General features: G+C 49.5%; 17 protein-coding genes. 7 read left to right on the forward strand and 10 right to left on the reverse strand.

The window, feature by feature from the left end; all coding sequences use genetic code 11:
* Positions 1-16: 16 nt before the first annotated feature.
* The 5 genes from IFO68_RS12170 to IFO68_RS12190 form a co-directional block, all read right to left on the reverse strand.
* The gene (locus IFO68_RS12170; protein WP_192016122.1) at positions 17-1,660 is read right to left on the reverse strand and encodes a ShlB/FhaC/HecB family hemolysin secretion/activation protein; all 1,644 of its coding nucleotides are present in this window, start codon (positions 1,658-1,660) and stop codon (positions 17-19) included.
* 383 nt (positions 1,661-2,043) lie between these two features.
* Positions 2,044-3,237, reverse strand: a complete 1,194-nt coding sequence (locus IFO68_RS12175) for an acetate/propionate family kinase (RefSeq protein ID WP_192016123.1) — start codon at positions 3,235-3,237, stop codon at positions 2,044-2,046.
* A 272-nt stretch (positions 3,238-3,509) separates the two neighbouring features.
* A complete protein-coding gene (locus IFO68_RS12180) occupies positions 3,510-4,175 on the reverse strand; it encodes a CatB-related O-acetyltransferase (RefSeq protein WP_192016291.1) in 666 nt (221 codons plus the stop codon).
* A 141-nt stretch (positions 4,176-4,316) separates the two neighbouring features.
* A complete protein-coding gene (locus IFO68_RS12185) occupies positions 4,317-5,510 on the reverse strand; it encodes a tetratricopeptide repeat protein (RefSeq protein ID WP_192016124.1) in 1,194 nt (397 codons plus the stop codon).
* Between the two features lie 181 nt (positions 5,511-5,691).
* Positions 5,692-6,117, reverse strand: coding sequence for an organic hydroperoxide resistance protein (locus tag IFO68_RS12190; protein WP_192016125.1), 426 nt, complete (start codon positions 6,115-6,117; stop codon positions 5,692-5,694).
* 125 nt (positions 6,118-6,242) lie between these two features.
* On the opposite strand from IFO68_RS12190, the gene ohrR reads away from it, so the two are divergent.
* On the forward strand, positions 6,243-6,695 hold the full coding sequence (gene ohrR, locus IFO68_RS12195) for a transcriptional regulator OhrR (protein WP_192016126.1): 453 nt from the start codon (positions 6,243-6,245) through the stop codon (positions 6,693-6,695).
* 60 nt (positions 6,696-6,755) lie between these two features.
* Here the strand turns inward: ohrR and putP are convergent, their stop codons facing one another.
* From putP to IFO68_RS12215, 4 genes are all read right to left on the reverse strand, one after another.
* Positions 6,756-8,252, reverse strand: coding sequence for a sodium/proline symporter PutP (putP, locus tag IFO68_RS12200; protein ID WP_192016127.1), 1,497 nt, complete (start codon positions 8,250-8,252; stop codon positions 6,756-6,758).
* Positions 8,253-8,445: 193 nt separating this feature from the next.
* Positions 8,446-9,147, reverse strand: a complete 702-nt coding sequence (locus IFO68_RS12205) for an aldehyde dehydrogenase family protein (protein WP_192016128.1) — start codon at positions 9,145-9,147, stop codon at positions 8,446-8,448.
* A gap of 29 nt (positions 9,148-9,176) precedes the next feature.
* Positions 9,177-12,287 (reverse strand): bifunctional proline dehydrogenase/L-glutamate gamma-semialdehyde dehydrogenase PutA, encoded by a 3,111-nt coding sequence (gene putA, locus IFO68_RS12210; RefSeq protein WP_192016129.1) that lies wholly within the window; start codon positions 12,285-12,287, stop codon positions 9,177-9,179.
* Positions 12,288-12,657: 370 nt separating this feature from the next.
* Entirely contained in the window at positions 12,658-13,443 is a 786-nt protein-coding gene (locus tag IFO68_RS12215; RefSeq protein WP_192016130.1) for an AraC family transcriptional regulator, read from the reverse strand.
* 398 nt (positions 13,444-13,841) lie between these two features.
* Here IFO68_RS12215 and IFO68_RS12220 point away from each other — a divergent pair, with 398 nt between their 5' ends.
* From IFO68_RS12220 to IFO68_RS12235, 4 genes are all read left to right on the forward strand, one after another.
* On the forward strand, positions 13,842-14,120 hold the full coding sequence (locus IFO68_RS12220; protein WP_192016131.1) for a hypothetical protein: 279 nt from the start codon (positions 13,842-13,844) through the stop codon (positions 14,118-14,120).
* A 52-nt stretch (positions 14,121-14,172) separates the two neighbouring features.
* Positions 14,173-15,129: an AEC family transporter gene (locus tag IFO68_RS12225; protein WP_192016132.1), complete on the forward strand. Its 957-nt coding sequence runs from the start codon at positions 14,173-14,175 to the stop codon at positions 15,127-15,129.
* An 86-nt stretch (positions 15,130-15,215) separates the two neighbouring features.
* Positions 15,216-16,406: a putative manganese transporter gene (locus tag IFO68_RS12230; RefSeq protein WP_192016133.1), complete on the forward strand. Its 1,191-nt coding sequence runs from the start codon at positions 15,216-15,218 to the stop codon at positions 16,404-16,406.
* Between the two features lie 563 nt (positions 16,407-16,969).
* Complete coding sequence (locus tag IFO68_RS12235) at positions 16,970-17,680, forward strand: helix-turn-helix transcriptional regulator (RefSeq protein WP_237795435.1); 711 nt, start codon at positions 16,970-16,972, stop codon at positions 17,678-17,680.
* A gap of 42 nt (positions 17,681-17,722) precedes the next feature.
* Here IFO68_RS12235 and pdxH read toward each other — a convergent pair whose 3' ends face one another.
* Positions 17,723-18,358 (reverse strand): pyridoxamine 5'-phosphate oxidase, encoded by a 636-nt coding sequence (pdxH, locus tag IFO68_RS12240; RefSeq protein WP_192016134.1) that lies wholly within the window; start codon positions 18,356-18,358, stop codon positions 17,723-17,725.
* Between the two features lie 256 nt (positions 18,359-18,614).
* On the opposite strand from pdxH, the gene IFO68_RS12245 reads away from it, so the two are divergent.
* Positions 18,615-20,432 (forward strand): sensor histidine kinase, encoded by a 1,818-nt coding sequence (locus IFO68_RS12245; RefSeq protein ID WP_192016135.1) that lies wholly within the window; start codon positions 18,615-18,617, stop codon positions 20,430-20,432.
* Positions 20,429-21,733, forward strand: coding sequence for a sigma-54-dependent transcriptional regulator (locus IFO68_RS12250; protein ID WP_192016136.1), 1,305 nt, complete (start codon positions 20,429-20,431; stop codon positions 21,731-21,733). The genes IFO68_RS12245 and IFO68_RS12250 overlap by 4 nt, the downstream gene beginning before the upstream one ends.
* Positions 21,734-21,786 lie beyond the last annotated feature (53 nt).

Genomic DNA, 21,786 nt, shown 5'->3' on the forward strand with positions numbered 1-21,786 from the left:
CTGCCCTCGGAAAAATTCAGAATCTCAGTGAAAAACGGTAATTCAGGCTGTAATCATCCACCGACATCCAGGAAGGATGTTCGATGGGCCAGCCCGCTAAAACAGCACTCTGGTAAACGCCCGACTGAGCACGCAGCCCCACCGCTCCGCCGGTTAAGTGGCCACGTTCAAAGGGGTCGGTGTTGTCGGGATGTATCGCCCCGGTATCGAGTGCAACATTCAGATCCAGTTGCCCCAGAAAAGGCCATTGCCCCAAGTGGTAGTTCAGGTCGTTGCGCCAGTAGTAGCCAGCATCGCCCGACAGCGACTGCCCCTGAAAACCACGCACAGAATATTCACCGCCTATGCTCAGCCGCTCACTGCCGGGTAACGACTTGGCGGCAATTTGGGTAAACAGCGTGGTCGAGAACGCCCAATCCGGTGACAAGGGGTAGGTATAATTCACCGTGACTGTGCCCTTGTTAAATTCCTCTTCCGGACTGCCGGGAACAGCGCGATAACCGGGAATGGTCAGTCCGCGCTCATATAGGGGCGACATCGTCAGAAACCCGCCAGCCAGCCGTGTGCTGTGTTCAGCAGAAACCGTCACCGACGCGCGTTCATTACTGCTGCCGTTCAGTAAAGTTTTGTCGATAAAGTTTTTCTCATGGTCATAGCCAAGCCCCACCCGAAGTGAAGACTTACTGATGCTGTCCCGATGAAATAACCATTGGCTATCCAGTGCGTGCCTTTGGGTTTCGCCGCTGGATGCGAACGAGAAATTCTGGCTGTTCACTGTGGTCAAATAATCGCTGTAGGCGTACTGGTAGTTCAGGGTCCAGTAACCGAACGGCATTCCCCATACCAGCTGCAGGCTCTGGCTGTCCCGGCTATCGACAAACTCAGCACTTTTCGCGCCGGACAGGCTCCAGCTCTCGTAGAGCCCCAAGAGATCTTCAGCCACCAGCGTGACGGAGAGTTGCTCCTTGCCCGTGCTGTCCTGCCCTGAATTGCTGTAACCCAGCTCACCCCGCCACCATGCGCCCGCTCTGGTCTGAATATCGACCAGACTGAAACCGGGCCGGGTGCCGGGCAGCATTTGCACTGTCGCGTTATAGCGGGACAAACGGTTCATTTGATCCAGCGTCTGCTCGACATCGCGTAAACTTAAAATACGGCCACTTTCACCAGGATAGAGATGCAGCAAACTCGATGACGGCATGCCGTTTTCCTGCAGTCTTTCCAGCTTGCCTTCCAGCACGTCGACAACCAGCTCACCATTGGAGAGATTCTGCGGTAACAGCACCGCTCTGGAGGTCACATAGGCCTTGTCGATATAGGTGTTAGTGACGATTTTCAGAATATTGTTTATGGCTTCAATGCCGATGCAGTCTCCGGCTCTGAAATCGATCGCTGCCAATAAAATGTCTGTGGCTATGTGCTGATTACCGCGCAGCGTCAGCTTTTGAATCGCAAAGCATTGCGCATCCTGAGCTGGCAGGACAGGCGCTGGCGGTGGCAAGGCCTGTAACTGCTCAATCGCCTGTTGGGACGCTTCAATAGATTGCAGGCGTTTTGCCTGCTCAGTCTCAATATCGCTTTTTACCGCAGGGGAAAGCAGGGCGGCGTAAGTAGAGAAAGCCGTCAGAAAGAGACAGATCGAAGCAAAACGAATCAGCATAGCACCCACATGAATAACGATATAAATGTGCGATCCTGCCTTCAATCAGTCGATGATGTTGATGAAAAATTAAATTCATCAGTCTTCTTACGTCCGTGTATCTGCACCGATTTCTACATCCGTTTTTTGCCTGAACAAAATCCGGCAAACAATGACAAGACAAACCAATACACATGTTTATAAGAGAGGACACATACTTATTTGAAATGTGCATAACTCACGTCAGGAAATCGCTTTCAGTAGTGGCGACAATTTATTCAGTGGCATTAAATTGACACTCATTGAACAAGGAATAAAAAACATGCAATGACAAATAAACGGAATAAAAAAACGGCCCTGAGCTGAGCTCAGGGCCGTTTTTCGTGAAAGAAAGGAATGTTCAATCAAGCATGCAGCAGCGCCATGGATTCTCTGGCGATCACCCATTCTTCATTGGTCGGAATCACCATCGCCATAGGGGTATTGGGTTTAGTGATCACGCCTTTTTCGCCGAAACGGGCGTTAGCATTACCCGTGGCATCTTCGCGGTAGCCGAAAATTTTCAGGTACTTAAGCACTTCACTGCGTACCGGCAGGGAGTTTTCACCAATGCCGCCAGTGAATACGATGGCATCCAACTCTTCCAATGCCACCATGTAAGAAGCAATGTATTTCGCCACCCGGTAAGTGAAGATTTCGAAAGCCAGTTTCGCACCGGCATGGCCTTCTTCCATGGCTTCAACAATACCGCGACAGTCGCTGGTTAAGCCGGAAACGCCCAGGAAGCCTGCTTCTTTGTTCAGGGCTTGCTGCACATCCGCCTGACTCCAGCCTTTGTTGATCAGGAAATCCACGATACCCGGGTCTAAATCGCCGCAGCGGGTGCCCATCATCAGGCCGGCTGTTGGGGTAAAGCCCATACTGGTATCAACACTCTGGCCATTACGCACCGCACAAATCGATGCACCGTTGCCTAAATGCACAGTGATCACATTGGTTTTTTCTGCCGGTTTCCCCAGCTGTTTGGCCGCTTCCTGACTAACAAAGAAATGGCTGGTGCCGTGAAAGCCATAGCGACGGATACCCAAGTCCTGATAAAGCTTCTGAGGCAACGCATAGCGATACGCTTTAGCAGGCATACTTTGATGGAAGGCTGTGTCGAACACTGCGTACTGCGGCAGGTAGGGGAAAGCACTGATCGCCGCGCGGATGCCGATAACGTGCGCCGGATTATGCAATGGCGCCAGCTCACTCAGCGCTTCAATCTCTGTCAGCACATGTTCATCGATTTTCACGGTTTCACTGAAACGCTCGCCGCCATGAACCACACGGTGGCCAATGGCAATGATGTCCTGCTTCAGGCCCAGTTCATCGAGCAATAGCACCAGACGATCAATCGCCTGCTGATGATGATTGCCTGTCGCTTCCAGCGCAAAGCTGGATTTCTCACCGTCATATTTCCAGCTGACAGAGGCATCGCTGAGACCAAAGCACTCCCCCAGCCCTGTCAGTCTTGCATCACCACTGACGGCATCGATCAAAGCAAATTTAAGCGAAGAGCTTCCGGAATTAATAACGAGTACAAGTGAATGGCGCATGGGGATTCCACCAGAAGATTGTCGGCTTATTTGGCACTCAGTGCCCCCTGACAACAGATGTTGTCGGCACAGATGCTAAGAAATTGATGTGGAGCAACAGATTCATAGCATCTTGTGCTGCACCATAATACTCAATTTTTTTTGAATGATTCAACACAATATTCAAATTTAATGTAAAAATACAAAATTTTTTTGCAAGGAATCAAAAAACAGAGCGATAGTTCAACAAAGAGAAGAGATGTACATCCGCTGAACCGTCACGGGTAAAGCGCCTAGTTCGCTTCAGACGAAGACAGATACCTTTGGTACATAGCCTCAACGTCGTTGCTGCACATCACATCCATATTGGCTTTCAGCATGGATAATGGCCAGTCCCACCACTTCATTTCCATCAGCTTAGCCACCTCGCTGCCGTTAAACCGTGACTTAACAACTCTGCCAGGATTGCCGACCACTATACTGTAAGGCGGAACATCTTTGGTGACCACTGCCCGCGCGCCAATCACTGAGCCATCACCTATGTGTACACCCGGCATTATGACGCACTCACTGCCGATCCAGACATCATTGCCGATAACCGTATCACCCGCTCTGGCAAAACCGGCTTTAACTTTGTCACCAAATTCACTGACCTCAAACGGGTAAGACGATATCCAATCGTGTCTGTGTCCCTGATTGCCTGCCAGCATAAAAATGGCACCCGAAGCGATCGAGCAGAATTTACCTATGATGAGTTTATCGACCTCACCAAAAATGCCGGATTCCCACACCGCTTTTGTGGAGTGATCGCCCATCAGGTAACGTACGCAATGATCTTCAAAGTGCTTGTCGTGGTAATAGCCGGAATAGTAAGTAAAGTCCCCGACAATAATGTTCGGGTTAGTCACTTTTTTATTCAGCTCATAACCACCAAGCCAGGAAGGAAAGATAGTCGCCATCATTACCTCATACTCAAACATGCGCAAAAAACTGCGACTTTTTATGTCAGTATAATGTAACTGTCTGGAAGCAGCCGCGCTATGCTGTCACCCAACTAAGACAACAACTCAGCAACGGCTGAAAAATGGCAGAGATTTCGCTTATGCGGATGACACTGACTCAGCAGCGATCATTTCACCGCTCCAGTCTTTTTTTGCCGTATTTTGTGAACCGTTACCCTGCCCGGACGCAGAAGGACCAGGATTCGTTTGCACCGCTGAATCCACATCAATGTCTTCATTGATGCGGCCTAAAGCGGCGTCCAGCTCAGCATCAGTCGGACGGTATTTAGACCTGTCATACATTTTGTCGAGCAAATCCATGGTGGAATGCACAGGTACTGGCGGGTTGTGCAAATACTTATAAATCTGCTTCGCCACTTTCTGAACATTCAAAATTGACTCAATGCCCACATGCTGAACCGCTGTATCCCGCTCTTTTTTGGCATCCAGATATCCCGAAGCAAACGCCACAGAAAACCAGATATACGCAACAGCGGCATCGGTCACATTGGTAACTGGCTGGTCATTGTTCAGATGCATTTTCCCCGCCAGATACTGGGCCTCCAGGTTGCCGAGCTCGGCCGCTTTCTCCAGCCAGTAGATGGCTCGCCGGCGATCTCGCGTCGCCCCCACTCCGGTCTGGAAACAATAGGCGACTTTAATACAGCCCATCGCATCGTTATTCACGGCCGACTTTAAACGCCAGAAAAAGGCACGACGCGGCGATGGGGTCGGATTCGACTCCACCACGTACCAGTCACCCAGAAACAGCTGCGCCGGCACATATTCCATTTCAGCCGCTTTGATCAGGTGGCCGACACCCGAAGTGGTATTGATCGCAGTACCATAGCCTCGGATCTCAAAACGACCGAGTTCAAACAAGGCCTCTGGTTCATTGTTGTTTGATTTGACCAGACACTCCCAATAGCGCGACTTGGCTTCACCGTGAGGATCATCGACATCCTGACGACTCAACCGTGCCAACGCATTCTGTCCGATTTCATTCCCTAGTTCAGCAGCTTTCTGGTACCAGCCTAATGCCACACGGAGATTGCCAACTTCATTTTCCTTCGCTAACGATAAAATGCTGGGAATATGACCTGACTGCGCCTTTTTGACTTTTTCTTCGTGTTCAACAGCCTTTGCCTGTTCTAATACCTGTCGGTATTTTTCATCCTTGAGTGCCTGCTCTCTGGCAGCCTCACGAACGTCTTTCATCAGTGCAAAATACCGGGAAACCGCCACAATCAGCAATACAATGCCCAGGCAAACGCCTAAACCGAGTTGTGACATAACCCCTCTTAAAACAAATCTGTATTCTTTGTAATAACGGCATTTTGGGATAAATCTAAAGTTATATTTTCTCTGATTTTGAAGCTGGTCAGATCAGGGCACCGAAAACAGCACAAAAATCCCGGTTTGAGCAGAGATTCTGCGAAAACCGGGACAGAAAAATCACTAATGTCTGCGACGCTTAATCCAGCGAAATGCCGTTCACAGCCAGGCTGACTTCCACATTTCCGCGTACGGCATTGGAGTAAGGGCATACCTGATGGGCTGACCTCACCAGTTCAATGGCTGCTTGATCATCCATCGTCAGTTCAACGGACAAATCAACCGCTAACGCAAAAGCGCCACTTTCTTTAGCCAGTAACCGAACCTTTGCTTCTGTCGGTGCTTCACGCAAGCCCAGTTTCTGAAGACCCGCAATATGCAGCACTGCATTTGAGAAACAAGCCGAGTAACCCGCGGCAAAGAGTTGCTCTGGATTCGTAGCTTCTCCGCTGCCGCCAAGTGCTTTGGGATAGCTCAGAGAAACAGCCAGCAAACCATCATCACTCTTCACCTGACCATTGCGACCAGCGCTTGCTTTTGCGGAAGTGGTGTAAATTGTTTTCATCAGATAACCTCTAACAATTAAGTTGTGTGCAATTTAATTTCACGCAATCTTAGATCGATTTTCAGTTCGAACGCAAGTATATTGTGCGCAATTTAATTGAACTCTATCCATTCAGGAGATGGAACATGGCCAATTCCACTGAAATACCAGCCCGAGTCACACTGGATGACATGATCTGTTTTTCGCTGTACAGCGCTTCTAACGCCATGATCCGCGCTTATCGGCCCATACTGGATGCGCTCAATCTCACTTATTCGCAATACATAGTGATGTTGGTGATGTGGGAAAAAGAATGCCTGAGTGTCAAAGCGTTAGGCGAGAAAGTTCATCTCGATTCAGGCACATTAACACCGCTGCTGAAACGCCTTGAAGGGAAAGGACTGGTCAGTCGCAAACGCAGTGAAACGGATGAACGAGTTCGCGAGATCAGCCTGACAGATGCAGGCAAAGCCCTGCAGCAGAACGCGCAGCAAGTGCCAGCCGCATTGTTTTGCAAACTGGATATGCCGCTGGAAACACTAAAAGCCCTCAAATCCACCTGCGATACGCTCTACGAACAACTGTCTGCTGTAGAGTAACGGGTAAAAAAAATGCGCAGCCAAAGCTGCGCATTCAGAGAGTCTGGTTTGCTAAAGGTTTTAGTCAAACTCTTTCAGATTCTTCTCATAGGTATCGAACTGGGCGTGCAATTCTGAAGACGCTCCCCCTGTCATTTTGCTGACTACAAGAATGGCAACCGTAGCAAAGACAAATCCGGGAACAATTTCATACATGTCGAAGATGCCGCCTGTCAGTTGTTTCCAGATAACCACGGTCAGGGCACCGATAACAATACCCGCCAATGCGCCGTTACGGTTCATTTCTTTCCAGTACAGGCTCAGCAGCAGAGCAGGACCGAATGCGGCACCAAAGCCCGCCCAGGCGTAAGACACCAGACCCAGCACTGTGCTGTCAGGATTCATTGCCAGCATCAGTGCAATAATCGACAGTACGATAACCGCCACACGACCCACAGTAACGATTTCTTCTGTTGAGGCGTTTTTACGGATCACTTGCTTGTAAAAATCTTCAGCCAGCGCGGAAGACGACACCAGCAACTGGGAGTCAGCCGTACTCATGATCGCCGCCAGAATCGCCGCCAGCAGGATGCCGGCCAGCACTGGATGGAAAATGGCATTCACCAGCAACATGAAGATTTTTTCACCATCTGCCAGGTTACCGCCCAGCTGGTTATCGGCATACAGAATACCGACCAGACCCACCAGGATCGCACCAGCCATTGACAGCGCCGACCAAATCACAGCGATACGACGCGCCGTTGTGATATCACGGTTAGAACGGGTGGCGTTAAAACGTGCCAGGATGTGAGGCTGACCAAAATAACCCAGGCCCCAGGCGGCCAGAGAAATAATACTGATTAACGTCAGCGGCTCACCTTTCACGTCGTTAAACAAGGTCATTAATTCCGGGTTCTTGGCTTCCAGAGACGCCGCCAGATCGCCAAAACCGCCTTGCATTGCTGCGATAGGCACTATCATCAGTGCCGCCGCCATCAGCAGGCCCTGCACCAGGTCAGTCCAGGATACCGCCAGGAAGCCACCAAACAGGGTGTAAGACACTACGCAGAGCGTACCGATCACAACGGCAATTTTGTAATCCATACCGAATACGGTTTCAAACAACTTACCGCCTGCCACTAAACCTGAACTGGTATAGAAGAGGAAAAACAACAAAATGAAGAAGGCTGAAATTGTCTGAATGAGCTTGGAGTTATCTTTAAAGCGGTTCGACAGATACTCAGGAATGGTGATCGCATTTTCAGCGGTAATGGTATAAGTACGAAGACGCTTGGCACAAATCAGCCAGTTCAGGTAAGTACCTAACAACAGGCCACCCGCCAGCCACAGTGATTCGATACCCGCTGCAAAGGCATAGCCCGGCAATCCGAGTAATAGCCAGCCACTCATATCAGAAGCACCGGCAGACAGCGCCGCTGGCCACGGCCCTAGCGAACGACCACCAAGAAAGTAATCAGATGAGTTGGCAGTACGTTTATAGGCGTAATAACCGATTGCAAGCATAGCAATCAGATACACGATAAACGTGCTTGTGATAGCAAAGCTATTTTCTATCATGTTTGAGTTCCCTCATTATTGTTGCTCCCGTCATTGCAAGAGCTTATTGAATGATGCTGATTTAGTTCAGCCTCTGTGCTGACTGGGTTCTGCTCCACCTCGTACAACGTACCTGAGAGTCCTTGTTAAAAAACCGCCAATCCATCGATTGACGGTTCAGGTCACGAGTCACTGGTAACAGTCACCATCAACATTAATGTGCTTCTTCGCCACTCCCCAATTCCAACAGCGTCGCGTTTCCGCCCACCGCCGTGATATTGATGGTACGTGTTCTTTCAGTTACGAAACGCAGCGAATAAGTCGGGCTGCCAATCACAGGATAAGATTCAAAATCCGACTCTGCAATCAACTGGCCCAGCAGCCCGTCACGGGCGGCTAAATCACGGGACAGCGACAAAGCTGTCTCGCGCTTTCCTGCAAACACCACGCCGGCAACACCAGCATGGCGTACTAACACGTCAAGTTCGTTAGTGCTCACTGACTGTACAACGCCTTTCGGAAGTTCAGCCTTTTCCAATTCAGTGACAATTTGCTGAGCTGATTTCTCGTACCCTTCCGGCAGAGACAACAGCACAGTATTCCCGGTTACCAAAGCGGCCGTCAGTTGGCCGGCAACTGCCACCAGAGGGGTTGTCGCTTCGGCTGTGACCACAAAAATACCGCGGCCGGCGCAATACAGTTCATTGGTTTCACCGGTTGGCCCTGGCATTAATTCCGTTTCTGCCACATGCTCGTTGGCATTGCGGCACTGAAACGCCACCATAGCTGCCACTTCCGCATCGAGCGTGCTGCTCCACTGAGTCAGCTTAGTAATACGTTTTTCATAGCCCTGGCCATTCCAGTTTTCCCAGGCTGCATTGCTCTGATCGACGAGCGCTTGAATACTAGTTGTCATCTTTCTTTCCTTCCCAATTCCGGCAGCCATTACCCAGTGAACACATCTTTAGTGAAGCGATACAGGTAGTGCGGGCCCCCTGCTTTCGGACCTGTACCAGACAGACCCTGGCCACCAAATGGCTGCACACCCACCACAGCACCAACCTGATCGCGGTTGATGTAGCAGTTACCCACACGGGCACGGCGTTCAATATGGCTGTACGTACGCTCGTTACGGCTGTGAACGCCCATAGTCAGACCAAAGCCTGTTTGGTTGATTTGGTCAATCACCTGATCCAGCTCGTTTGCCTTAAAGCGCACGATATGCAGAATCGGGCCGAAATTTTCATTCTGCAGTACCTTGATACCGCGAATTTCAAACGCCGTCGGCAGAACAAAATCACCATGGCTGCAATCTGGGCTTATGCTGGCCTGAGCCACCATTTTGGCCTGATTTTTCAGCGCGCCAATGTGGGTCAGCAATTTCTGCTTGGCGGTTTTATCAATAACAGGGCCAACATCGGTGCTGTGCAGTTCAGGACGGCCCACCGACAATTCGGCCATAGCGCCTTTGATCAACGTGATGATGCGATCCGCCACGTCTTCCTGTACAAACAGCACCCGCAGCGCCGAACAACGCTGACCGGCTGACGCAAATGCCGAGCGAACCACATCGCGCACAACCTGCTCAGGCAGTGCCGTACTGTCGACAATCATGGCGTTCTGACCACCGGTTTCCGCGATGAAAGGAACAGGATCGCAGTCACGCGCCGCCAGTGTGCGGTTGATGCGCTGTGCCGTCTCTGTCGAGCCGGTAAAGGCCACACCCGCAATACGTTCATCAGAAGTCAGCACTGAGCCCACTTCCGCACCACGACCAGGTACGAACTGGATGACACCCGCAGGTACGCCTGCTTCCAGCATCATCTGGATTGCACGGAACGCAATCAGCGAGGTTTGTTCAGCCGGTTTACACACCACTGTGTTACCCGCTGCCAGTGCCGCCGATACCTGCCCCAGGAAAATCGCCAGAGGGAAGTTCCACGGACTGATACAGGCAAAGACACCGCGTCCCTGATACGACAAGGTGCGTGACTGGCCATCAAAAGCAACCACTGATTTGCCTTGCGCTAATTCCGTGGCCGCCTGATGGGAGTAAAAACGCAGGAAGTCTACCGCCTCGCGGATTTCGTCAATACTGTCCTGAATGGTTTTACCCGCTTCACGATGACACAGTGCGACCAGTTCACCGGTATTTTCTTCCAGCAGATCAGCCAGGCGCTGCAGGCAGGCACCGCGCTCTTTGGCAGGAGTGTCAGACCAGCTAGGGAAGGCTTCGGCGGCGACATCAATCGCTTTTGCTACCAGATCGCTTGAGGCAAAAGCCACTTCACCAACAGATTCACGACGGTCGTAAGGGGCCGTAACGTGGAAAATATCGCCTGACTGTACTTCGCCATTAACAATAGGGCCGGCTATCCAGTGATGCGTTTTGAATGCTTCGACCGAATCACGGAAAGGGGTCCATTCAGATTCGATCTCAATGTTAATACCGGCCGAGTTCTTGCGATCGTCACCAAAAATATCTTTTGGCAAAGGAATTAAGTGGTTATGCAGGGTTGGGCGCGAGCGCAGCACATCAACCGGGTGCTGTACCAGAGAGTCAATCGGACAGCGCGCATCAACCAGGCGGTGTACAAAAGAACTGTTGGCGCCGTTTTCCAGCAGGCGGCGTACCAGGTAAGGCAGCAAGTCTTTGTGGCTGCCGACCGGTGCGTAAATACGCACATTCACACCGTAGATGTCCATCACATGGTTATACAGTGCATCGCCCATACCGTGCAGGCGCTGGAATTCGAAATCGCGGTGTGTGGCCATCGCCAGAATGGCAGTGACAGTGTGTGCATTGTGGCTCGCAAATTGCGGGAAAATCAGGCCACGAACATGGGCAGACAGCAGGAAGCGGGCACACGCCAGATAAGAGGTATCCGTCGCCTCTTTACGGGTATAAACCGGATAGCCTTCATAACCGCTTTGCTGACACATTTTCAGCTCGCTGTCCCAGTATGCGCCTTTCACCAGACGCAGTGGGATCACATCGCCCTGCTCTTTACTCAGCGCCGCCAGCCAGGTCAGCACAGGCAGAGCACGTTTCGAATAGGCCTGCACAACCAGACCAAAACGCCCCCAGCCTTGCACTGTTTCTGAACGGTACAGTTTTTCAAACAGTTTCAGCGACAGTTCCAGTCGATCCGCTTCTTCAGCATCAATGGTGATACCAACGTTCAGCGCACGGGCGCGTTTCAGCAGCTCCAGCACTGTGTCGTACATTTCTGTCAGCACACGGCCTTCATTGGACACATCGTAGCGCGGATGCAATGCCGACAGTTTAATGGACACAGTCGGGCAAGGTGAGTTGGAGTGCTTTTTATTATCCAGACCCACAGCCTCGATAGCTTCAATGTAATCATTAAAGTATTTCTTGGCGTCGTCCTGAGTCAGCGCCGCTTCGCCGAGCATATCAAAGGAATACGTGAAGCCTTTATCACGCTTGGCCTGACCGTTCTTCATCGCTTCAGCGATGGACCGTCCCAGTACGAACTGGTGACCCATGATTTTCATGGCCTGATGCATCGCCTTGCGAATAACAGGTTCAGACATCTTATTGGTCAGACGGTTGATCACCCGGGCCGGGCTGCCATCTTCCTTAGATTCCATGCTGACGACTTTACCGGTCAGCATCAGGCCCCAGGTAGAAGCATTCACAAACAGGGAATCAGAGTTTTTAAGGTGAGACTTCCAGTCCGCCACGCTCAGCTTATCGCGGATAAGCGCATCAGCAGTGGCCGTATCCGGGATACGCATCAGGGCTTCGGCCAGACACATCAGCAGGATGCCTTCTTTAGTGTCCAGGCTGTATTCCAGCAGCAAGGCATCGATCATCTGGATCGCGGTACGATCTGCGCGCACCTGCTCGATCAGGCGTGTTGCCTTCTCGACAGTGAACTGGCGTTCTTGTTCAGAAGGCTCAGCCAGGGGCAACAGTTGTTCCAGCCAGGCAGATTCTTCTACCGAGTATAACGGTGAAATCTGCTGCCATAGTGCATCTAAAGGTTGCTCAATAAAAGATGGCTGAAGGGCATCTGCCGCATTGAACATAGTCATTCCCTCAATATAGTGGACCTGAATAACCATCAACACAGTTTGTCATGTGATTCAGGATAAATGTTACACCAGTGTTACTTTAGCGGGGGATTTTATTTCGTACCTGTCGCTGAGTCTTACCAAAAACTCCGATAATTTATCTAAAAAGTCCGCTTTATAACAAAATCAGACCCAAGTATTTAGCAAAAAATACTGTTTTCTATTTAATTGATGTAAGAAACAGCAAACAGTCGGTTCTGATGCCCGATCCCCTTATCAAATGATAGGGAAAGTCATAAAACTGTGGTTGAAAATAGTGAGATAAGCAACTATCGGCTAGAGGCAGCCAGCAACGTCTGTGCTGACAGTTGAGCGAATCCGGCTATCAGCTCCACTGACGGCGGTACTTAGCGGGTGACACCCCGAAATGGCGGGAAAAGGCCTGGGTGAAATTACTTTGGCTTGAAAATCCACACGCCTGAGCAATCTGGGCCAGACTCAGGCGCGACTCTTCCATCAGATGACGGCACAGCTCCAATCGCTTTTGCAGCACATACTGGTGCGGCGTGACACCGGTCTGCTCTTTAAAAACAACGTGAAACTGGCTTTCACCAAGGAAAACCAGCCCTGCCAGCTGGGCGACAGTGATCTTGCGCGAAAGATGCTGATGGATGTAATGATCAAGAACATCCATGTTCAGGCGCGGCAGATAGCGCTCAGACGCCAGCGGCTTGAAATGTCGCTGCAAAACACACATCAGGGTATCAGTACAGGCTTTACTCAACAGCCAGTCGTCCGGGTTACCGAGCATTTCTGCTGAAAGAGCGCGGATCAGCGTCTGCGCCTGGTTATCAAGATGAAAGTAGGAGGATTGCTCGAACAGCCTCTGCATGCGCTCGACGCCATAGTCGGGTACAGCGTCACTGACAGACACATTCAGCACCAGAATCTCATTGTTGCCCACACCGGAAAAACCATGTTCAGATTCTGCCGTCACCAGACACCCCTGCCCCGGACAGACCAGACTGCCATAACCTTCAACTTCAAACTCAGTTTGCCCGGACAGAGCAATCACAACCTGATTATATCCATGGTTGTGATGATCCATCTGTTCAGGCAACTTCATGATTTCCGCCGGTTTGAACCCTGACGGATGGGTACTATCCTTCATCTGTTCTTCCTGCGTGAATAATTGAGGTATGCCATCTGGCGCGATATAAAGGCGAATCATAATAGATAAGCCCCGACAATGAAAAGAGGCTGGCTAATTTCTGTTGATCTCGCACCAGGCCACCTTGATCATCTTTCCAGCGCAACAGCCCGATTTCGATCAAAAACACCTCGGAAGCGTGATCAAGACTCAACTTTTTACGGTCAATGTCATTTGGATTTTATCCCGCTGAATTTTCAGCCACCACAACACCTTGCCTCCGCGCTGAAAGGGAAACGGGCAAGACGTTTGTTTTCTCGTGCAGAGAAAACAAAAATACCATTAAAAATCAATACAATATAAAAACAACTCTTGATTTTTATCCGATCTGATTGCTTTGCCTCCTTCCGAGATGAGCAATGGAACAGCTTTTCAATCAAACCCGCTTGATCATACTTTCAGGGTTTGCGGCAGATGGTGTGCTCTGGTTTGTCAGATTATCAAGGATCCTGCTTGATCATCTTTCCAGTCAAAATGACAATGGCCGTTATTTATCCTTACTTGATCATCTTTCCAGTGTAATCGCCCTGCTTATATCGGCTTGTAACAGATATTTTCCCATCCTTTACTTTGCGAGCAGCGAAAGGGAACAGAACGAAAAAATGTTACAGATAAACCGGTTAGTGGCTGTTGCCTGAACCGCTTTGTGATAAAACGTATGGCTGTTTACCCAAGTGGAAAGAACACGTAATGGACGAATTTCTCACGCAGCTTTCATTTTCATTTACCGTTACAGGCCCTATTTTTATCATGCTGGCGTTGGGAATAGCCTTAAAACGCTGGGGAATCATCAATGATGCCTTTACACAGGCCGGTTCCAAGCTGGTGTTTACCGTTACCCTGCCCACATTATTGTTCCTCAATCTGGTCAATGCTGATGTACACCAGTTGGGCAGCGGGGAGCTCTTTATCTTTGCCGCGTTAGCTAACATTGCGATATTCCTCTTATTTGAAGTGATTGCCGGAAAGATGATCAAGGAGCCATCTGAACGAGGAGTTGTTGTTCAGGGCGCTTTTCGAGCCAATACGGGTATCATAGGCCTGGCTTATGTGGCAAATGCGTACGGCGAACCCGGCATAGTGGTCGGTGCCCTCTATGTTGCCGTGATCACTGTGCTTTATAACATCATGGCCGTGATCACGCTCAGCCGTTCCAGCGCTGCCAATGCTTCCCTTGATCATCGTTTCGTCGTGAAGTCGATCATCACCAATCCCTTGATCATCAGTATCTGCAGCGCTCTGCCTTTTACTTTTCTCGATCTCCGGCTGCCGGATGTTGTGATGCAGTCGGGCCGGTACTTTGCCGACATGACATTACCTCTGGCGCTTCTGTGTACCGGTGCCAGCCTGGATCTGCGACAGCTGAAACAGGAATCAGGCAATGCCAACCTCTCAACCAGTGCCCGTTTGATCATCGCTCCGTTACTGATCACCTTCGCTGGCTACTGCTACGGTTTCCGAGGCACAGAGCTGGGCATTATCTTTCTGATGAGTGCTGCCCCGACAGCCGCTGCAAGCTACGTCATGGCACGGGCAATGGGGGCCAACGCCAGTCTGGCGGCCAATATCATTGCGATGACAACACTTGGCTCTATGTTCACCTGCAGCCTTGGCCTGACTTTGCTAAAAACAGTCGGAATTATCTGATTTATGATCCAAAAATAGAATTGATAATCACTCTCATTTGATATTAAATAAGAACTATTCCTATTCAGTGTCGTTTGAGTGTGACCATGACATCTCAGGTTAAATCCGCGCCTTTCCAAAAACTGGGTTATCGCTGGCGTCTCGCCAATAAACGCCTTGTGCTTCCCGTCTTGCTGATAGCTATGCTGGCAGCACCTGCGACTCGTGAGCTGACAGTGAGTGTGCTTGCGGATGCGTTCTGGCAGGTCGCCGCCTACGTCGCCATCACTCTCGCACTGTATCACTCTCTGTCAGAAAGGCTGAGCCATCAGTCCGCTGTAACCCTACGGCTAAAAAGCAGCCGGCGATATCAGGTTGTCTTTGCATCTGTTATGGGTGCCTTACCCGGTTGCGGAGGCGCAATTATAGTGATCACGCAATTTGTGCGTGGTCAGTTAAGCTTTGGCTCTGTTGTCGCTGTGCTGACAGCCACTATGGGGGATGCCGCCTTTCTTTTACTTGCGGCGAAACCGGCCACCGGACTGTTCATTATTATGATCGGTTTAGTGGTTGGCATACTCAGTGGATGGCTGGTCGATACGCTTCATGGCGGTGCCTTTTTGCAACCCCAAAACGCTGAAGCGACGGCATCTTGTTGTCGCACGACCTCATCCCGTAACCAGGCACCAGCGGTTCGCTGGCAGGGAACCTTCTGGCAGTGGCTGCTGATTCCCAGTGCAGTGATCGCTGTGATGGGCTCGTTTCAGCTCAACACAGATGCACTGTTACATTTACCCGAGGGTAGCATCACTGTATTGGGGGCGTTTTTTGCGCTGATCGCCATGTTGCTCTGGTCACTTAGCCGCGACATCCAGGGTTATCAGGATGCCGTTTCCGAAGATCCGAAATCTGACAAAGCCAGCCTGTTTCAGCGTGTGGCTCAGGACACGAATTTTGTCACTACCTGGGTAATTGGTGCTTTCCTTTGCTTTGAAGTCACCATCAAGCTGACAGGCTGGGATATAGCAGCGTCACTCAGCCATTGGAGCGCTGCACTGCCGTTAGCCGGTGTATTAATTGGTCTTATTCCTGGCTGCGGGCCGCAAATTCTCATCACTAGCTTTTATCTTCACGGCGCGATCCCTATGTCGGCACAGTTGGGCAATGCGCTGAGCAATGATGGTGATGCGCTCTTTCCCGCCATTGCACTCGCTCCCAAGGCTGCGTTAATTGCTACTGTGTATTCCAGCCTGCCTGCCTTATTTGTTGCTTACAGTTATTATTATTTTTTTGAGTAGTATCACTTTTTACATATACACTTACTGTCTGATTGCATATTTATGGGCTACCGACGTATTTATTCGAGATAAAACACAAAAAAAATCGACCTCTGGTCGATTTTTTATTATCTTATGCATCCAATTCTTATCGTTTAATAGCATCTGGTGTCATATTGCAAACGGTAATTAATCTCAGTTCACAACCATCACTTATTGTCAATAGGTGATTTCCCCCCTTAACGAAAAGAGACCGCTTCACTATAGTTGCAACTGTAGGCGGTTGAGGAAACCCTTTCTAAAATCGTCTGCAGTATCCTAACCGGATACATCCCAATGAGGTTCTTTGATATATACCCTCTTATCAAAGATGCAAACTTGATTGGATACCTCTTCTACACGTCGTACAGGATTGAACTCTTCGGAGTTAAACTCTTGTCTTTGCCGGCCAGTTTGGCCGGCATTTTTTTCTATTTTATTCCATACTTGTCTAATTTTTCAGTCAGCTAATATTGTAACATTCTGCGCTTCCATTAAACTCAGACCTAATCCACCCACCAAAATAATAAACTCTGGCGTAAAGCGTGAAAGATTCACTCGATCCCACTTTGTTACATATGTTTAATCAGCTTCCTGGATGTTGGGGTTGTAAAGATATACATTCTGTATTTGTTTATGCCAATCATGAATATGGAAAAATTATAGGTGTAGGGCACCATTTAGACTGTGCAGGACGCACAGATTTCGACATGCCAAGCCCCACCATTGAGTGTGCTGAAAGCTTCAGAGATCAGGACAATCAAGTCATGCTCAGCGGAAAACGCATGCGAGTACTGGATATTCACCCGTACTCTGATGGTAACTGGCGGGCGCACTTGTTCACGAAAATGCCATGGCATAATGAAGAAAATGAAGTCGTCGGCACCATCTTTTCCGGCATTGAACTGAAAGATACCGCGATTCTTGAAGTCGGTCATTGGATTTGCAGGGCTGCAGGGCTGAATGATCAACACCAAAAATCATTCAGCCTGGACCTTCATCGCCAAAAGGTGCAGCTCAATACGCGAGAATCTGAAGTCTTGTTCTTACTGCTTTACGGTAAAAAACCTCAGTACATTGCTAAGGTGCTCAATGTTTCAGTGAAAACAGTTGAAAACTACGTGATTAAGCTTCGCGAAAAGTTTAATGCTAATTCAAAAAATGAACTGATCGATTTAGCTTTAGATCTCGGCTTTGGCTCGCACATTCCTGAAAGCATGCTTACCAGTCAGCTATCCATCATTCTGAAAGAATAACCGTTACAGAAAGGCCACGAGCGGTGGCCTTTCTGTGTCTGTTTACGGCGCTAAACGGTCAATATGCCAATGATCAGCTTCACGCTCGTACAAGAAACGGTCATGCAGGCGATGCTCGCCACCTTGCCAGAATTCCATTGATATCACTCTCACACGGTAGCCGCCCCAAAAAGTAGGAAAGGGTACTTCGCCTGCGGAAAACTTCTTTTTCATTTCCATGAATTTTCCTTCCAGTGCCTGACGAGCGGTTAACCTGGCGCTTTGCTTACTGGCCCAGGCTGCAATCTGGCTCTCTTTAGGTCTGGATGAGAAATATTTCATCACTTCCAGCGTGGTCAGTTTCTCTGCTATCCCGGTAATATGAACTTGTCGCTCCAGCGGGTGCCAGGGAAAGTGTAGGCTGATTTTATTATTATGCTCGATCTGAGATGCCTTTCGGCTGCTTAAGTTGGTATAAAAAACAAAACCTTGCTGATCAAAATGTTTCAGCAATACAATGCGCTGAAAAGGTTGACCCGTTGCGTCGACTGTTGCCACCGTCATTGCGGTAGGATCGGTCAGGCCCGCTTCGATAGCCTGCTGCAGCCAGTGATTGAAAAGCTCAATCGGTTGTTCCGGCAGATCGTGGCGGCGCAACCCACCCCGAGTGTACTCGCGACGAATATCAGACAGCTCCATTGTATTCTCCGTTTACTTACTGCCAGGGCTCACCAACACTATGGTTCAGTGAACTCAGGCTAGGACTGGTTAATGCAGCAAATTGTCCGCCTTAGTGTGTGGAAAAACAAGCACCTCCTGCAAAGTAAGCTGTTTTTATTGATGGTAAAAGGCGAGACAAGGATCAGGATCAATTTGATAAACATAAGCTTTAGTGCCTGACTGCGAAAGATGCTAATTTTGCACATTCCACTTTGACTTAAACAGAGCGCCGATTTTGCCAAAATCACGTACCTTGAGCCTGATTGCCGGACTGGGCATACTACTTTCTGTGCTTATCGGTTTCCTGACCCAGCAGCACTTTACGCGTACGCTATCAGAACAAATTACCTCTGATATCCGGTTACTCGGCGAGAAACTCGACCAGCGCCTTACCCGCTACCAGCAGTTACCCCAGTTGCTGGCCCATGATCCCAGGCTATTAGATTCGCTGCATGCACAATCAAGTCCTCAGCGCGAGCGCGATGCAAAAATGCTGCAAACCAATCTTCTGCTGGCTTACTGGGCAAAGACATTAAGTGCCGACACCATTTACTTGCTGAACGCCAAGGGCGATACCCTGGCGGCCAGCAACTGGGGACAAGCCGACAGTTTTGTTGGTAATAACTACGCTTACCGGCCCTATTTCAGTGATGCAATTAAAGGGTCACTCAGTCAGTTTTTTGCGCTTGGCGTTAGCTCAGGCAAACGGGGATATTTCTTCTCCGCCCCCGTTTTTAACACTCAGAAGCAGATAGAGGGGGTGATTGTTATCAAAATAGACCTCAATCTGGTCGATGAAATCTGGCAATACAAAGAACTGGAGTACGTGATCAGCGATCCTCAAGGCGTCGTTTTTTACAGCTCAATTGACACTTGGCTATACCACAGCCTGGTGCCCCTATCAGCTACACAGCAGCAACAAGTAAGAGAAAGCCGCCAATACGGTAATGCTTCATTGCGTCCTCTGACCCAGTTTCCAAGCCTGACAGTACTGAATACAAACCAGCAGGCTGAAATATACCTGCCGCAACGGCAACGCAGCCAATCCTTTTTGCTGGCTCACCATGATATGTCGACGGCAGGCTGGGTAATCTATGGCTTTACACCCAGCATGCATATCTATACCAATGTATTTGAAAGCATTCTTCTGTTTATCGCCTTTTACGTGCTGCTGATTCTTGTCATGATTTACTGGTGGCAGACCGTCAGTGCCAAGCAAGCGCTATCGGAACTGAACGACACGCTGGAGCATCAGGTTGCAGACAGAACCCAACATTTACATCTGGCTAACCAAGAGTTGTGGCACACTATTGAGCAATACGAACTGACTCAGGCACAACTGAAAGAAACACAAACCGAATTGATCCAGGCCGCCAAGCTGGCCATGCTGGGCGAGCTCTCAGCCAGCATCAATCATGAAATTAACCAGCCACTGTCAGCAATGCGTACCTACTGTGAAAATGGCCTGAAATTGTTAAAGAAAGAACGCTATCAGGAGGTAGCCAGTAACCTTGAACAGGTCATTGATTTAAACGAACGTATTTCCACCATTATTGCTCGCTTCAAGATATTTGCCCGTAAAGGGCAATCACTCAACAGCAGTACCGATGCCGCCCAATCGATTCGCAATGCTATTCAACTGATGCATGCACCGCTGACCAGACACCAAGTCGCTCTGCAACTCAATCTCACTGAAGATGTCTTTGTACGCATCGATGCGGTGCAGTTTGAGCAAGTAATAGTGAACCTGCTGCAAAATGCCATTCAGGCACAGGAGCTTGTCGCCGATAAAAAAATCGGTATTACTCTGCATGCCGGCCGCCAGCGCGCTGTCATTACCCTTTGGGATAATGGCCCAGGCATGGATGACACGCAAAAACAGCGGATCTTTACGCCTTTTTTCAGCACCAAACACGATGGGTTAGGGCTGGGGCTGACTATATGTCGCCGTATCCTTGATATGTTTTCCGGCAGTTTAACCGTACATAACCACACAGGCGGTGGAGCCGAGTTTCAAATCAGCCTGCCACTGAGCAAAGAGGAACCAGCATGAAACCTCCAGTCATCTTTATCGATGATGAAAAAACTATCCGGGATTCACTCGGACAAACTCTCGAATTGGAAGATTATCAGGTTCAGTTGTTCTCCAGTGCCCGCCAGGCGCTAAGCGTTTTCGACAATCAGTTTCCCGGCGTCATCATCACAGATATTAATATGCCAGGCATGGACGGTATGACGTTTTTGCAACAAGCACTGGCGATTGACGCAGAGCTGCCGGTGATTATGCTGACAGGGCACGGCGATATTTCTACTGCCGTTGATGCCATGCGGATCGGCGCTTACGATTTTCTGGAAAAACCATTCTCGACCGAGCATCTGCTTGATGTGGTAAAGCGAGCTTGTGACAAGCGGGAACTGGTACTTGAGAACAGAGAACTGAAAAGAGAGCTGGCATCGCAAAGTAGTCCAGGCCCTCGTATTTTGGGTAACAGCTTAGCCATTAAACAACTTCGGCGAAGCTTATATCAGCTGCAGGCGGATGAATCGACTATATTGCTGGAAGGCGAAGAAGGGACAGGCAAACGCATGGTGGCACAGTTTATTCATGACCACAGCCCCAGGCAGCATCTGCCTTTGATATCGCTTAAGTGTCAGGACCTGACTGAACAGCAATTTGAAGAGTTGTGCTTCGGGCACGCCAGCTATGCCGGAAAATGGTCAGATGCGACAGGCAGTACACTGTATCTTGAGAATATCGACCAGCTGGCTGCTGCATCGCAACAGCGATTACTTTATCAGCTTACACAACAAGACCAGCTCGCCGTAAATTCAAACCACAACAAGACACGCGTGATAGTCAGCAGCAGTCGCTCTCTTGATGCGCTAACCTCGCAAGGACAGTTTTCCCGTGAGCTTTTCCAGCACCTGAAGCAATGTGCTCTGTCATTACCCCCATTGCGTGAACGCCAGGAAGACATTGAATTATTATTTCAAAACTTTATTCGTACTGCGGCTTCCCGCTATAACATCGAAGCCCCCGTACTCAATGCCGAACAAAAAAGTAAGCTACTTGCTTACGACTGGCCAGGAAACGTGCGCGAATTAAGATCTGTGTCAGAAAGGTTGGTACTGCTTGGTAGCCATTTTGACCAACACCAAACACTCGATCTTGATGCCCCTCTTCCCTCATTGAGTGAACGTGTACACCAATTTGAATTTACCTTAATTAGTGACGCACTGCGCCGGCACAATGGCCGTTTAAAAGAAGTACAGTCGGAATTAGCGCTGGCAAGAAAAACCTTGTATGACAAAATGAAAAAACATGGCTTAGATAAGCAGGATTTCAAAGAGTAGCAGCAAAGCGACCTGAACCTGGGCCCGAACATCCTGATTTACAGTGTAAATAC

It is taken from the genome of Photobacterium arenosum (assembly GCF_014841115.1).
Taxonomy (GTDB): domain Bacteria; phylum Pseudomonadota; class Gammaproteobacteria; order Enterobacterales; family Vibrionaceae; genus Photobacterium; species Photobacterium arenosum.